The following is a 14,065-nucleotide window of genomic DNA, read 5'->3' as shown; positions in this document are numbered from 1 at the left end:
GCGTCCGCGCGCATATCCGGCCTCGAGGGGTCGCGCGTACCCTCGAGGTGTGGACATTGTTGACTTCCTGTCCCAGCGCATCACCGAAGATGAGGCTGCGGCGCGGACCCTCCTGGGCGACAGATCCGTCTCGATTTCGGGCGAGTGGTACGAACGCCGCCTGCTGCTGGAGTGCGAGGCCAAACGGCGGCTGATCGGCATCGTGGAATCCGCGCGCCAGGCTGCCCTGACGGCGATGGTCAGCGAGCCCGCCGGGGAGCGGCCGCTGATCCCGGAGTCGATCGAGTGGATGGCACACTCGCTAAACGCCCTGGCCTTGCCCTACTTTGAGCACCCGGATTTCAATCAGGACTGGCTGCGGCTCTGAGCTCCGCCGGCCCGCGGACCGCACTCGCAGAAATATCTGCGCCCGGCCCGGTGTTGGCCCGGACATGACAACAATCGGAATCATCGGTGCAGGAAAAATTGGCAGCCAGCTCGCACGCAAGGCGGTGGAGCTCGGCTACGACGTCGTGATCAGCAACTCCCGGGGACCGGAAACCCTCACGGACCTTGTCGCGGAGCTGGGGCCGCAGGCCCGGGCCGCGACGCCGGCCGAGGCGGCAGCGGCCGGCGATTTCGCCGTCGTCACCGTCCCGCTCAAGAACATCGGCGAGGTCCCGGTGGAGCCGCTGGCCGGCAAAATCGTCGTCGACACGAACAACTACTACTGGGAACGGGACGGCCGATTCCCGGCCCTGGACGGCGGCGAGGCCACCACCTCCGGGCTGTTGCAGGAGCATCTGCCCGCGTCCAAGGTGGGTAAGGGCTTCAACCACATCATGTCCACACAGATCACCACGGACGGGACGCCAGCCGGCACAGAAAACCGGCGCGCGCTGGCCACCGCCAGCAACTACCCGGAGGCGGCGGAGCTGGTGACCAGGCTGTACGACGAGTTCGGCTTCGACACCGTCAACATCGGCCCGCTGTCCGAGAGCTGGCGGGTGGAGCGCGACCGCCCGGCCTACGTCGTGCGGCAGAATGCCGCCGAGCTCACCGAGAACCTGGCCCGGGCCCCGCGCACCGTCTGAGGACGCACCTGACGCGTCAGAGCCTCGGGAGCACCTGTTCCCGGACCTGCCTGCGCAGGATCTTGCCGAGCATCGAGCGCGGCATGTCCGCGATGGCGACGATCCGCTTCGGGACCTTGTAGCCGGCGAGGTGCTCGCGGCAGTGCTCGCGCAGGGCGTCCTCGTGCAGGGTGCTGCCCGGTTCGAGCTCGACGGCGGCGACCACCATCTCGCCGCCGCGTTCGAGCGGCTGGCCGACGACGGCGGCGTCCCTGACGTCGCCGTGCAGCCGCAGCACCGTCTCCACTTCGGAGGGCGCGACGTTGAAGCCGCCGGAGATGATGAGCTCCTTGGCACGGTCCACGATGGTGGTGAAGCCGTCCGGATCCACGGTCACCACATCGCCGGTGCGCAGCCAGCCGTCTGGCGCGAGGGTCTTCGCGGTTTCCTCCGGGTTGTTCCAATAGCCCTGGAAGACCTGCGGGCCCTTCAGCAGCAGCTCACCCGGCTGGCCCGGCGGCACCTCGGCCGCGGGATCGTGCAGGTCCACCACCTTCATCAAGGTTGAGGGGAACGGCACGCCGATGGTGCCGTTGCGGCGGGTGGGATGGAACGGGTTCCCCAGCGCCACCGGGGAGGATTCGGTCATGCCGTAGCCCTCCACCAGCAGGCCGCCGGACACCGATTCCCAGAGCTCCACCACATGGTCCGGCAGGTTCATGGCGCCGGAGATGCAGTACTTGCAGGAGCGCAGCGAGATGCCCTTGGCCTTGGCGGCCAGCGCGGTGCGCTCATAAATCGGCGGGACCGCGCAGTAGACGGTCGCGGGCGACTTCTTCATCGCAGCCAGCACCAGGTCCGGATCGAATTTGGGGAAGAGGACCAGCAGCCCCTGCTTGCGGATGCCGTAGGTGAGGTAGAGCGTCATGCCGAAGCCGTGGAACATCGGCAGGATGGCGTAGAAGATCTCCTTGCGGTACTCCGCCCCCGCCATCCAGGCTTCACCCTGCAGGGCGTTGGAATACAGGTTGAAGTGGGTGAGCATGGCACCTTTGGGCCGGCCCGTGGTGCCCGAGGTGTACTGGATGGCGGCCAGGTCCTTCACCGACGGACGCGGGTGTTCGGGGTCGATGCGGCCGTGGCTGAGGAGCTCCTTCCACGGGATGGTTCCCGGCGCGGGGCCGGTCAGCGCCTCGCGGGATTCGCGCAGCTTCTTCACCGGCAGGTGCAGGGCAACGCGCTTGACGGCGGGGAACGCCTCGAGGAGATTGACTGAGACGATGTGGTCGATCTCGATATCTGGCGGGAACTGCCGGAGGGACACCGCCGCCTTGTCCCAGACAATCGCGATGCGCGCCTGATGGTCTTCGAACTGGTGGCGGAGTTCCCGGGAGGTGTACAGCGGGTTGTGTTCGACGACGACGGCGCCGAGGCGCAGCACCGCGTAGAAGGCGACCACGTGCTGCGGGCAGTTCGGCAGGATGATGGCCACCCGGTCCCCGGCGCGGACGGCCAACCGGCGCAGGCCCTCGGCGGCCCGGTCGATCTGCCCGCCGAGCTCTGTGTAGCTGGTCCGGCGGCCGAAGAATTCCAGCGCGGGCGCCCCACCGGCCTCCGCCACGGACCGCTCCAGCATCGCGACAAGAGACTCCGTGGGCAGATCGATTTCGGCCGGGACACCCGGCTGGTAGTTCTTCAGCCAGGGCTGTAGGTCCGTATTCGGCATAGTCACATCTTGCCGTGAAGTCCTATCTCCGGCGAAATGCCCGGGCCCTGGCGGCCGGACGGGACCCCGGTGCGGATTGGAGGAATCCCGCGCCGGAGAGCGTCACTCGTCGCCGGTGTCCTGCGCTTCCAGGTGTTTCGCCATGGCCTCGCAGGCCTGGTTCCACCGTGTGGTGAGGGCCTGCCTGCTCAGCGGCTCGAACATGCTGTCCAGGACCTTCTCGACTGCGTCGTATGCGGCGTCCCGAACCCGTTCCTGCGCCGCCGGGCTGTAGTAGTTCATAACAGGAATTCGCCGCTGAGGAAACAGAAGATGGCCCGGGTTGCCGGCTTTCCCTGCCCACTCGTCCGGGGCGCAGCCCTCCCTCGCACCGGACCCCGCCGCAAAGTAAGGCCAAAAGACCTTAGCCCGCTGCGCCGTCGCGGAATATGCTTGAATTTGGTCCTCCAGTTTCGGGGACTTTATTCGCTCAAAACATTCCTCCCACTCGATGTGTCCTGTGCCGGGAATGCCCTCCAGTGCATCACTGATCACTTGTGCATCAATTGACGGAGCTGACATGGGCAGTGTTGGTTTGCTTTACGTAGGCGCGGTTCTGTTTGTCAACGGGCTGATGCTCTTGGGGGTCATCCCGGGCAAGTCAGCCGCCATCCTCAATTTTTTTGTGGGAACCATGCAAGTGGTCTTCCCCACGATCATCATCCTCCAGGCGAATGGCGATCTCTCTGTCATTTTCGGCGCGGCCGGGCTTTACCTTTTCGGCTTCACCTACCTGTATGTAGGCGTCCTGCAGATGACAGGCATCAGCGGCGAAGGCCTCGGATGGTTTTCGGTGTTCGTCGCCGCCTGCGCCGTCGTCATCGGCGTCCTGCAGTTCACCCTCGTGGGCGACCCGGTGTTTGGCGTCATCTGGTTCGTGTGGGCAGTGCTGTGGTTCATGTTCTTCCTCCTTCTCGGGTTGAACAAGACGTCACTGACCAAAATGACGGGCTGGTTCACGGTGTTCATCAGCCACCTGACGGGCACCATTCCGGCGTTCTTCCTGCTGCTCGGCCGCTACGAGACCAACAATGGCTACGCGGCCCTGGTAGCGGCGGTGGCGGCGTTCGCGCTGGCGGCAGCCTACTTCCTTGGCCGGAAGTCGATGCGCAGCAGCACCCAGCCTGGCCAAGTCACCAGCGTCACCCGGCCCGCCTGACACTGCTTCACAGCGAACAGAGAGGAACCGATACGTGGCCACCTATGAGTACCGCTGCTCCGATGGCTCGCTTTTCGAGGAAACCCATCCGATGGGGAAGGCCCCGGACACCGTGCCCTGCCCCTCGTGCGGTGCACCATCCCGCCGGCTCATCAGCGCGCCGCACTTTTCCAAGGCCGGATCCCAGGCTTTCCGGCTCATCGACGCCACCAAACGCAGTGCAGCCGAACCCAACGTCGTAACGTCCCGGCTCCCCGGAACGCCCCGACGGCTCCAGCCATACTCATCCAACCCGTTACATCGGAAACTGCCGCGGCCATAAGCATCGCGGAAGCGGCGCCCAGTCAAAGGAGACGAAATGCCCGCAAAGATATTTACCCTTGACTCCGCCAGGAAGTTCGAGGACCAGGAAAAGATCGGCCACAACCGGTGGCACCCTGAAATTCCACCCGTCGCCACGGTTAAACCGGGGGACTCGTTCCGGGTGGACTGCCGGGAATGGTTTGACGGCGCCATCGTCAACGACGACTCTGCCGAGGACGTCCTCAACGCCCCGCTGCTGACCGTCCACAAACTCAGCGGACCATTCGCCGTCGAAGGCGCCAAACCCGGCGATCTGCTGGTGGTCGACATTCTGGACGTCGGCCCCATCCCGCAGGAGGACTCCGGGCCGCTTGCCGGACAGGGCTGGGGCTACACCGGCATCTTCGCCACCAGCAACGGCGGCGGCTTCCTCACCGAGCAGTTTCCCGACGCCTACAAGGCCATCTGGGACTTCAACGGCCAAGTCACCTCGTCGCGGCACGTACCGGGAGTTTCCTTCACCGGACTGATCCACCCCGGGCTTATGGGCACAGCGCCCTCGGCCCAATTACTCGCGAAATGGAACAAACGCGAAGGGGACCTCATCGCCACCAACCCCAATCGTGTTCCGCCGCTGGCACTGCCGCCCGAGGCCGAACACGCGGTCCTTGGACACTTGGCGGCCTCGGAATTCGGCAGGGTGGCCGGGGAAGCGGCCAGGACCGCGCCCCCGCGGGAAAACGGCGGGAACCAGGACATAAAAAACATGTCCAAAGGAACACGAATTTTCTACCCCGTCTTCGTCGACGGCGCCAACCTGTCCCTGGGAGACCTCCACTTCTCCCAGGGGGACGGGGAGATTACGTTCTGCGGGGCGATCGAGATGGGCGGATTCATCGATCTCAGAGTCGACCTCATCAAGGGCGGCATGGACACGTACGGCGTGAGCGAAAATGCCATCTTCATGCCCGGGAACGTCGACCCGCAGTTCAGTCAATGGCTGGCATTCTCCGGCACCTCGGTGACCCTGGACGGCGAGCAGCGTTATCTCGACTCGCACCTTTCCTACCAGCGGGCCTGCCTCCATGCCATCGATTACCTGAGTAAGTTCGGCTACAGCAGAGAACAGGCCTACATCATCCTGGGCGCCGTCCCCATTGAAGGGCGTCTCTCCGGCGTGGTGGACATCCCGAACTCCTGCTCCACCGTCTACATCCCCACTGCCGTCTTCGACTTCGATGTGCGGCCCTCGGCGGCCGGCCCCCACCAGGTCGATCCGGGCAGAGGAGTCCCCAGAGCCAGCAACCGATGAGCCGGCGCTGAGCCGCAGCACTGACCGCCCATCGAGGGGCCGCCCGGACGGCATGTTGCCGGGCGGGCGCCCCCTCGATGGTGCTGCGCCGACGCTGAGGCGCACGGGCACTTTGGCCGCGCTGCCGAGGGCAAAGGCGGCGCTGGTTTCGTAGGGTATGCTCAGGCCATCACTTGGGGGGTGGGGTAGTTGGCCGGAGCGCGGCAAGGGTCCAGGTTTCTGCGGAAAGGGCGGGCCGGGTCCCGGCTCGAACTGGCGATGTGGGCGGCGGTGTCCGCTTACGTGGTGGGCCTGTTCATCCCCGGAAGTGACGCCACCGCGTTCGTGAACAACTGGCTGAGCCCCCTCGCCATGTGGATGACGGCTGCGGTGTGCTGGGCAGCGGTCCATCGAAACGGCTGGAAGAGCCGGCCAGCGCTTCTTGCGGCCTTGGCCGTGACGTCGTTCGCTGCGGGTGACCACTACTACACGGTGGCCCAGGCGCTGAGCGGCACGGAGCCGTTTCCCAGTGTGGCCGATATCGGCTACCTCGGCTTCTACCCGTTTATTTTCCTCGCTCTTGCCGCGATGGTGCGGCAGCAGAAACGCCGATTGTCGTGGGCTGTGGTCCTGGATGCGGCCGTTGCCTCGCTCGCAGCAGCGGCCCCGCTGGCGATCCTGCTTGATCCCATCTTCGTGTCGACAGCAGGGCAGCCGCTGTCGTCCGGCACCATGATTTCAGCCGCGTACCCGGTGCTTGACTGGCTCCTTGTGGCAGCCGTTGCGGGAATGGCAGCGGCCCCTGACCTGAGGATCGGTCACCGGGTGACGGCGCTGGTGCTCGGGTTGATGGTCTTTGCCGTCTGCGACGTGGTGTTCGCCTACCTGGCCAGTGACGGATCCTATGTACTGGGGACTCCGCTGGACGCCGGCTGGGCCGTCGGGCTGGCGCTGACGGCGGTCTGGGTCGGTCGCTCAGAGGACAGTTCCGCTGCCGAGAAACCACGGATCCGCACCCGCAGCCTGGCGATTTCAATGGCGGCAACACTCACCGGGTTGGCGGTATTGACTGCGGGCACGCAGGTTCCGGTGTCCCTGCCCGCCGTCATATTGTCCTGCCTGGCGCTCGCCGCTGCCGCCGCCCGTACCCAGGTGGCGTTCCAGGAATTGTTGACGACGGCGGATCTGCGGCGCCAGTCCCGGACTGACCACCTCACGGGACTGCTCAACCGGCGGGCTTTTCATGCGGACTTCCCGGTGCGCCTGGACGCAGCGGCCGGAGGGCACGGCGCACTGGCGTTACTCGATCTCGACAGGTTCAAGGAGGTCAACGACGGCCTGGGCCACGGGACCGGAGACCTGTTGCTGGCGGAGGTGGGCCGGCGGCTTAGCCAGCTTCTGCGCACTGAGGATCTGCTGGCGCGGATCGGCGGGGACGAGTTCGCTGTTTTCCTGCCGAATGCGACTCTTGAGGAGGCCTGCTCGGTGGCAGGCAGGATACGTGCGGCGGTTGTGGAGCCCATCACCCTGGGCGGAATAGCGCTGCGCACAGATGTGAGCATAGGAATCGCGCTCGCCCCGGCGCACGGCCAGGAGCTCGGCGTGCTGATGCGGAAGGCGGACCTGGCCATGTACAAGGCGAAGTCGACCCGCAGCGGACACCACGTGTACCAGTTGTCCGACGATCCCCACAGTGCCGAAAAACTCCGCGATCTGGAAGAACTCCGCGCCGCGATCAACACCGATCAGCTGGTGCTGCATTTCCAGCCGAAGATTAACCTCGTCACCGGGGACGTGGCCGGCGTCGAGGCGCTGGTGCGGTGGGACCGCCCCGGCCGGGGCTTGCTCTACCCCGGCCATTTCCTGCCCCTGATCGAGGAAGCCGGGCTCATGCCGGAGCTGACAGAGACGGTGATCACGCTGGCCCTGGAACAGGCGCGTGTGTGGGGCGAGGACGGCCTCACGTTCCCGGTGGCGGTGAACGTCTCAGCCGGCGCCCTCGCCGACGACGAGCTGCCGGTCCGCGTCGCTGCCATGATCGCCGCGCATGGCCTTCCGGCCGACAGGCTGATAATCGAAATCACCGAAGAGTGCCTGGTCGCAGACCCGGGCCGTGCATGCGCTGTTCTGACCAGGCTCCGGCTGGCTGGAGTCCGGATCTCAGTGGACGACTTCGGCACCGGGTACAGCTCGCTCGCCTATTTGAGGGATCTGCCGCTCGATGAACTCAAACTTGACCGGTCCTTCGTGGCCGGGATGGGCGACAGTCCCCGTGCCGCCAACCTCGTGAAATCCATCATCGCCCTGGCCCACGGCCAAGGCATGAGCGTGGTCGCCGAAGGGGTCGAGGACAGTCAAACGCTCGCCCAACTGGCAGATCACGGGTGCGATCTGGCGCAGGGGTACCACGTGGGCCGGCCCGTCCCCGCCGCGGCGCTGGATGTGTGGCTGGCGGACCGCACCGGCAGAAGCGGTCCGGGTGGGCCGACGGGGGCACTGGAAACCACTGAGGCCGCCAGCATCCCGGGTTGAAACTTCCGGCCACGCCAGCCCGGGTGCTAGACCAGAACGTGAAGCGAACCGCAAGCGCCGAGCCGATAGGTACCCGGGCGGCCACCGACTGCCGTGATCGAGACCGGGCTTTCTTGCGCCGTACGATCCGTTGTTGGAAACCAGGGTCGGCCTGGCGTCACGACGATCAGCATGCCGTCGGCGTCTCCGATTGGCCTGAAGGTGCTTCCGGCCGCATCGCCATACGGAGCAACGTCGGCGTCTTCGACGAGAGTTGCCGCCACGGCGGGCACATCGGCTACGGCGACCCCGACTTCGCTGACGCAGAGGAGGTCAGTACTCGTGAAAGGGCCGGCCGTGGCGTTGTCGAGATCGCGCCGAATGATCAACTCGAGAACCGACCGGTCGTGGCCCGTGAAGTAGAGATCGCGTGCATTCCATGCCGGCGAGCATTCGAATTCGTCCGCGTCGGATGTGCCGAGCAGCATTGCCCTCTGCTGTATCCAGGTCTTTGCTCTGTCGAACTTGTTGGACGGAACTGTAATCGCGAAGTGGTGGTCCCCTTCAGCTGCGGGGTCCTCGACGAGGACCAGCCGAGTCGCCCCTATCGTCACGGACACGGCGTTTGGCGCGCGGTCGACGCCGACGCCGAGAACGCTTGCGTAGAAGTCTGCGGCTCCACGAGCGTTTCGGACCCTGGCTGACACCTTGGTAATCTTCATACCCCTCAGCCAAGCTGCTCAAGCTAACTTGAGGTCAAGCGGCCGCTGAAGAACCCTGTCGGTCTCCGCGGCATAGGCGCCGCCGACGGAATCAAAGACGATGGCGCCGCCTGCGCCGTGGTCAGCCCCCTTCGCAGATTCGGCAGCAAGCTAACTTGAGGTCAAGCGCCAGGGCTGCAAAGCTTTAGCCATGCCGCACATTGCTCCCCTCGAGTTGTTGTCGATTGGCGACCTCGCTCGGCGTGCGGGAGTGAGCGTGCCGACCGTTCGCTACTACGAAGAGCGTGGTCTGATTCAAGCCACCCGGACAGCAAGCAACCAGCGCCAGTTCCCTCGCCACACGCTCCGGCGGCTTGCGGTGGTTGCCGCGGGCCAGCGCGTTGGACTGACCCTTCAGGAAATAGCGGCGGCGCTGGCCGAGTTGCCGCCCGAGCGCGCGCCCACGCAGCGCGAATGGCAAAAAATGAGCCGGTTATGGGCCGCAACGGTTGCTCGCCGAATCCGCCAGCTCGAGGCGCTGCAATCCTCCCTCGACGGATGCATCGGATGTGGTTGCCTGTCGCTGGGCAAATGCACCCTCTTCAATCCAGACGATGCGGCCGCAGGCGAAGGTCCAGGCTCGCGATGGCTGCGAAATGCCGAATCTGCAGCCTTCGCCGATTGACGGGAACGGCACGAGCCCGGCCGTTGCTCGCAGACCATACAAGTCCCGGGAGCACGACGGCGGCGTCCGCCCGCCGTCGTGCTCCCGGGTTCCCGACGTGCGTCCCTGCCGTGGTGGACGCTCCTAACCGCGGCGCTGCAGGCCGGGGACGCCGTCCCGGATCTCGAACGAGGCTTTGGTGCTCACCGGAGAGCCTGCCTCGGTGACGTAGTTCAGGACCCGGAAATCCGCCTGAAATGCGTCCTTGGTGATCCGGGTGTTCACGTAGCCCCGCTGGTCGTTGTAGAACTTGAGGTGCTGGTTCCAGGCCATGGTGGGCTCCGCAGTCGAGCCGGAGCCGTTCCCGTTGGATGTTACGGACGTGCAGACCAGCTCGGACCCGACCACCGGGGATGCCGGGTCCTTGTAGTCCACCTTGACGTCGTTGGCCCAGTTGCGGTGGACGTCACCGGTCAGTACGACGGCGTTGCGCACCTTCGCGTCCACCCAGCCCTGCGTGATGCGCCGGCGTGAGGCCGCGTAGCCGTCCCAGCCGTCCATCGAGACCTCGTCAATATCCGCGGCCTGATTGCGGTCACGCTCGGCGAAAAACACCTGCTGGCCCAGGACATCCCAGCTTGCCTTCGAGGTCCGGAACCCGTCCAGCAGCCACTTCTCCTGCCCGGCTCCGGTAATGGTGCGCGCCTCGTCCAGGCGGGCCTGGACGTTTTTCTTCCAGCCGTCGCCGGCCAGTTGGTCGTCCCGGTACTGCCGGGTGTCCATCATGTGGAAGTTGGCGAGCTGGCCCCACTGCACCCGGCGGTAGATCTTCATGTCCGCCCCGGACGGGACCGATGACGCACGCAGGGGCATGTTCTCGTAGTAGGCCTTGAACGCGGCGGCCCGCCGCTGCACGAACCTCTCTCGGGTATCGTTCATTTGCGCCGGGTCGCTGTTTTCCGGGATTTCGTCCGCCCAGTTGTTATCCACCTCGTGGTCGTCCCAGACCACCAGCCAGGGCGCCACCGCGTGCGCTGCCTGCAGATCGGCGTCGGACTTGTACTGAGCGTGGCGCTGGCGGTAGTTCGCCAGGGTTACCGTCTCCGGACCCTGGTGGTCACGGACGTTTCCGCTGCCGGATACGTAGGAGTCGGCCTTGTATTCGTACTGATAGTCCCCCAGGTGCAGGACGAGGTCAGGGTGGTCCTCGGCAAGGCGTTTGTACGCCGTGAAATATCCATGCTCGTACTGGGCGCAGCTGGCGAACGCCATGGCGAGGGATGCCGGCGTCTCATGCCGGGCCGGGCTGGTCAGTGTCCGGCCGATGGGGCTGATGTGGCGTCCCGCGCGGAAACGATAGTAGTACTCCCTGCCGGGCTTCAGCCCGCGCAGTTCGACGTGCACCGAGTGGCCTGCTTCGATGACGGCGCGCTGACCGCCGCGTGCGGCGATCTTCTCCATCCGGGGGTCCTCCGCGACTTCCCACCCGACCTGGACGCTCCGGGACGGCATGCCGCCGAGGCCGTCCTCGGCCAGCGGGTCGAGGGCCAGCCTCGTCCAGATAACAAAGCCGTCCGGCCATGGCTCGCCGGAGGCAACACCAAGAGTGAAGGGATCGGTCCTGAGGCCGGAGTCATTCGGGGTTGATGGAACGGCCAGGGCGGTCCCCGGGACAGCGATGACAAGGCCTGCACCGAGGCCGGCAGTGATGAGTGACCTGCGTGTTATGTCCATGTCCGGAAATCTATCGGGGCCGGCTGGACGAGTGAGAGCCTGTACATGGATCACGGGTTAGTGCCCGGTGAAGAAGCGCCGGAGGCGGAGTTATTCATGCTGCGCCGATAGCGCTGAGGACGGCGATGGGAAGCAGGAGCAGCCACTGCGGCAGGGCGAGTACACGGCGAGGCCGGTCGAGCTGGAGCGCCAGCGCGAGGAAGACCGCGGCGTACGCACCGAAGTGGGCCGCAAGGACCGCGGCCACGAGCCCGCTGCCTGTGGGGTGGGCGATGCCCAGGTAGAGCAGCACCGACGCGCCGAGGACGAGGTCGACGCTTACCAAGTGCCAGACCGCATGCAGCGTGCGCTTCGGTATGTCCGCGAGTGCTGAGCGCAGGAGTGGCTGGACGGGGTCGACGTGACCGAGGATAAGGTGAATCGCGGCCACCACGGCCGCCAGTGACCCCGCACAAATCAACCAGGCATTCATCGTGTCTGGATCCCCGTGACGACCATCGCCGCAAGGTGGCCGGCGAGTTCGGGGGTGACCGGGGCGCCGATCAAGCCCACATGGAAAAGCACACTGCCTGCCAGGCTGTCGAGGATGAGATCGATCGGCACGTCCGACGCGAGCTCGCCACGGGCGGCAGCGCGGTCGAAGACCTCGACCAGCCGCGCCTTTGCGGCCGCCAGAAAGTCCTCCCGGATGCGCATGCGCAGTGCCGGCTGGGCCGCGAAGTCGGCCAACAGACCGGGCAGCGCTGCGGCCGCGGCAGGCGCGGCGAATTCGGCGACCAGTCCTTCGACGAGGATCGTGACATCGCCGATCAAAGTGTTCGTATTAGGTATGGGGGCCATGTCCGAAGAGGCGAACACAGCCTCGTAGACGAGTTCGGGCTTGCCCGAGAACCGGCGGTAGATCGCGTCCTTGCCGACCCCTGCGCGAGAAGCAACGCCACCGATCGCGAGAGCCCCGTACCCGGCTTCGACGACGAGCGCGACAGTCGCGGAAAGAATCGCGGCGTGCGTGCGTGCGTCGCGTGGGCGACCCTGAAGAATGTGCATAGGATTTACCTTACGCGACGTTCCGTTTTGTTTGCAAGCGGGCGGGTTCCGGGTCGAGAACGCAGCACGGTGGACCAGTTCCTGGGTGCCGGCGCTGCGCTATACAGGGCCATCGGCACCACGCGGAGTTCCTGAGCGAGTCTGCGGATGCTCAGCGAATCAATGCCGATATCGTCGGCCAGCGAGACGGCAGCCCGCGGGACACGATTTCTGTTGAGGCGGACACGCTGGTCCACTTCGAGTTTGTCGGTCACTTCCCGCACCCTATCCATCAGCCGCCAATTGGCTTATTGGTGGGAGTACAGCGTACACGTTATCGTCCCGGGGTTGAGGTGCGCGCTGCGCATCAGCAGTGAGAGGAGTATCCGGGGCCGCGATGGCATCGGCTTGGGTGAACTGCGGCACGGGTGGTGCGGAGTTGGTGATGACGGCGGCCGCATCGAGTCTGGCCGCGAGCCAGGCGAGGACCATGCCCCTAAGGTCGGAGGTGACCCGTAGCAGTGCCCCGCCCGGCTTCCATTAACGCTCGACCCGCTCAAAGCCCGCGGTGCCCGCACATCCGACGATCACGTCGTACCCGCGAGAACCTCATTGCGCTCGGGCGCGGGCGTCGGCGCCTCCGTGAATTCCACCACCTCTGGCGGTCCGAAGTGCCGGATTGTCGCGGCCGTCATTCCGCAGCCGCCGCGACGCGGGAACGGGTAGCGGGAGTGGGAGCGGTGAGGATACTCACCGGGCGGAAGCCCTTGACGATGAGCCACACGGCGAGAGTCACCTCCCACGCGAAGACGGGGAGCGCGACGACGAGGCCAACGGTGGACATCTGCTCATAGGCGCCGAACATCACGGCGACCGCGGAGATGAGGATCAGGATCCCCCCGACCAGCCCAAGAACGGCGATCGGGCGGGGCACCAAGCGGGATGAGTACATCAGGGAGGCCAAGAGCAGCGAGGCGGCACCGAGGGCGAAGTTCGGTCCGAACAGGAACGTCCAGTCGCGCAGGGCCACCAGCGAGGAGCCGATGGTGGAGAGGGCGGTCAGGTCGGCGTCTGCGTCGCCGTCGAACTGCCGGCGAAGCGTGACAATCGACAACAGGCTGAGGGTCCCGACGAGAATGACTACCGCCTCCAGCAGCCGGGCCGCGACGAACGCCAGCGCAACCCCCTCGTTCTGCCGCTTCAGGATCGGATACAGCGTCACGGCGGTGCCGACGGCGGCAATCACCAACAGCAGTTCGAAGAGCGCGCCCAGGAGGATCCTGTCATCCGCCCCGGCGCCGGTGATGTAGTCGGCGCCTTTCAGGATCGGGTTGTAAAGGGCGGCTCCGACAATCGCACCCACCTCTGTGAGCAGGAAAAACACTCCGGCGGTGACGGCGGTTGGTCTGGACAGTTTCATGATTAATCATTCCCTTAGATTCAGGTGTACGGCGTACACTAACTACGAGGAACACTAGGGTGTACGGCGTTCTTCTGTCAAGGGGTGGAACAGCGGACTACCGCGGCCGCCCTGCGATCATGAGGGAGACGGCGGCGCTTGAGGCGCCACCGTCGTCAAGTTCGAGCCCAATGAAATTTCTTGGGTGGCAGCCGCGGAAGTGTCCAAACATGCTCGCCACAACGGCTCTCACTTCGCCCCGACAGCGATTCGTTGCCGAGTGCGTGTCCCACGCCAATGGTTTCTTCGCGCAGCTGGCAACTCCCCCGCTTAGATTTCAGCAGCATCACAAGGTTGGGGCTTCTGCCTCCGCCAGTCTGATCAAACGAAGTTCGTCCTCCACCGCGCGGGAAGGCCAATAGTCCTTGGATAGCTCTCCTGAGCGGCTTCGATCTGCTGC

The 14,065-nt window shown here is 65.5% G+C and carries 15 protein-coding genes; 7 read left to right on the top strand and 8 right to left on the bottom strand.

What is annotated here, in order from left to right; all coding sequences use genetic code 11:
• Positions 1-49 precede the first annotated feature (49 nt).
• Positions 50-367: a DUF6221 family protein gene (locus AC50X6_RS08595; RefSeq protein WP_494965809.1), complete on the top strand. Its 318-nt coding sequence runs from the start codon at positions 50-52 to the stop codon at positions 365-367.
• 64 nt (positions 368-431) lie between these two features.
• Positions 432-1,073 (top strand): NADPH-dependent F420 reductase, encoded by a 642-nt coding sequence (locus AC50X6_RS08590; RefSeq protein WP_494965808.1) that lies wholly within the window; start codon positions 432-434, stop codon positions 1,071-1,073.
• 16 nt (positions 1,074-1,089) lie between these two features.
• Here the strand turns inward: AC50X6_RS08590 and AC50X6_RS08585 are convergent, their stop codons facing one another.
• A complete protein-coding gene (locus tag AC50X6_RS08585; RefSeq protein WP_494965807.1) occupies positions 1,090-2,778 on the bottom strand; it encodes a long-chain-fatty-acid--CoA ligase in 1,689 nt (562 codons plus the stop codon).
• Positions 2,779-2,880: 102 nt separating this feature from the next.
• Positions 2,881-3,060, bottom strand: coding sequence for a hypothetical protein (locus AC50X6_RS08580; RefSeq protein ID WP_326968194.1), 180 nt, complete (start codon positions 3,058-3,060; stop codon positions 2,881-2,883).
• Between the two features lie 277 nt (positions 3,061-3,337).
• Between AC50X6_RS08580 and AC50X6_RS08575 the strand changes: the two genes are divergently transcribed.
• The 4 genes from AC50X6_RS08575 (at position 3,338) to AC50X6_RS08560 (ending at position 8,102) form a co-directional block, all read left to right on the top strand.
• Entirely contained in the window at positions 3,338-3,976 is a 639-nt protein-coding gene (locus AC50X6_RS08575) for an AmiS/UreI family transporter (RefSeq protein WP_494965806.1), read from the top strand.
• Between the two features lie 34 nt (positions 3,977-4,010).
• On the top strand, positions 4,011-4,298 hold the full coding sequence (locus AC50X6_RS08570) for an FmdB family zinc ribbon protein (protein WP_494965805.1): 288 nt from the start codon (positions 4,011-4,013) through the stop codon (positions 4,296-4,298).
• 36 nt (positions 4,299-4,334) lie between these two features.
• Positions 4,335-5,591, top strand: a complete 1,257-nt coding sequence (gene fmdA, locus AC50X6_RS08565) for a formamidase (protein WP_494965804.1) — start codon at positions 4,335-4,337, stop codon at positions 5,589-5,591.
• Positions 5,592-5,861: 270 nt separating this feature from the next.
• Entirely contained in the window at positions 5,862-8,102 is a 2,241-nt protein-coding gene (locus AC50X6_RS08560; RefSeq protein ID WP_494965803.1) for a putative bifunctional diguanylate cyclase/phosphodiesterase, read from the top strand.
• Between the two features lie 26 nt (positions 8,103-8,128).
• Here AC50X6_RS08560 and AC50X6_RS08555 read toward each other — a convergent pair whose 3' ends face one another.
• The gene (locus tag AC50X6_RS08555; RefSeq protein WP_494965802.1) at positions 8,129-8,803 is read right to left on the bottom strand and encodes a VOC family protein; all 675 of its coding nucleotides are present in this window, start codon (positions 8,801-8,803) and stop codon (positions 8,129-8,131) included.
• A gap of 190 nt (positions 8,804-8,993) precedes the next feature.
• On the opposite strand from AC50X6_RS08555, the gene soxR reads away from it, so the two are divergent.
• Positions 8,994-9,467, top strand: coding sequence for a redox-sensitive transcriptional activator SoxR (soxR, locus tag AC50X6_RS08550; RefSeq protein WP_494965801.1), 474 nt, complete (start codon positions 8,994-8,996; stop codon positions 9,465-9,467).
• A 123-nt stretch (positions 9,468-9,590) separates the two neighbouring features.
• On the opposite strand, the gene AC50X6_RS08545 is transcribed toward soxR, so the two are convergent.
• The 5 genes from AC50X6_RS08545 to AC50X6_RS08525 form a co-directional block, all read right to left on the bottom strand.
• Positions 9,591-11,180, bottom strand: coding sequence for an alkaline phosphatase D family protein (locus AC50X6_RS08545; RefSeq protein WP_494965800.1), 1,590 nt, complete (start codon positions 11,178-11,180; stop codon positions 9,591-9,593).
• Positions 11,181-11,274: 94 nt separating this feature from the next.
• Positions 11,275-11,652, bottom strand: a complete 378-nt coding sequence (locus AC50X6_RS08540) for a hypothetical protein (RefSeq protein WP_494965799.1) — start codon at positions 11,650-11,652, stop codon at positions 11,275-11,277.
• Positions 11,649-12,227 (bottom strand): TetR/AcrR family transcriptional regulator, encoded by a 579-nt coding sequence (locus AC50X6_RS08535; protein WP_494965798.1) that lies wholly within the window; start codon positions 12,225-12,227, stop codon positions 11,649-11,651. Before AC50X6_RS08535 ends, AC50X6_RS08540 begins: the two co-directional genes overlap by 4 nt.
• Positions 12,228-12,232: 5 nt before the next feature.
• Complete coding sequence (locus AC50X6_RS08530; protein ID WP_494965797.1) at positions 12,233-12,481, bottom strand: hypothetical protein; 249 nt, start codon at positions 12,479-12,481, stop codon at positions 12,233-12,235.
• A 416-nt stretch (positions 12,482-12,897) separates the two neighbouring features.
• Positions 12,898-13,626, bottom strand: coding sequence for a DUF4386 domain-containing protein (locus AC50X6_RS08525; protein ID WP_494965796.1), 729 nt, complete (start codon positions 13,624-13,626; stop codon positions 12,898-12,900).
• Positions 13,627-14,065: the final 439 nt, after the last annotated feature.

Source organism: Pseudarthrobacter sp. HLT1-7 (assembly GCF_059383435.1).
Note: the sequence above shows the minus strand (reverse complement) of the source record. Positions and strands in the feature narration are given on the sequence as shown.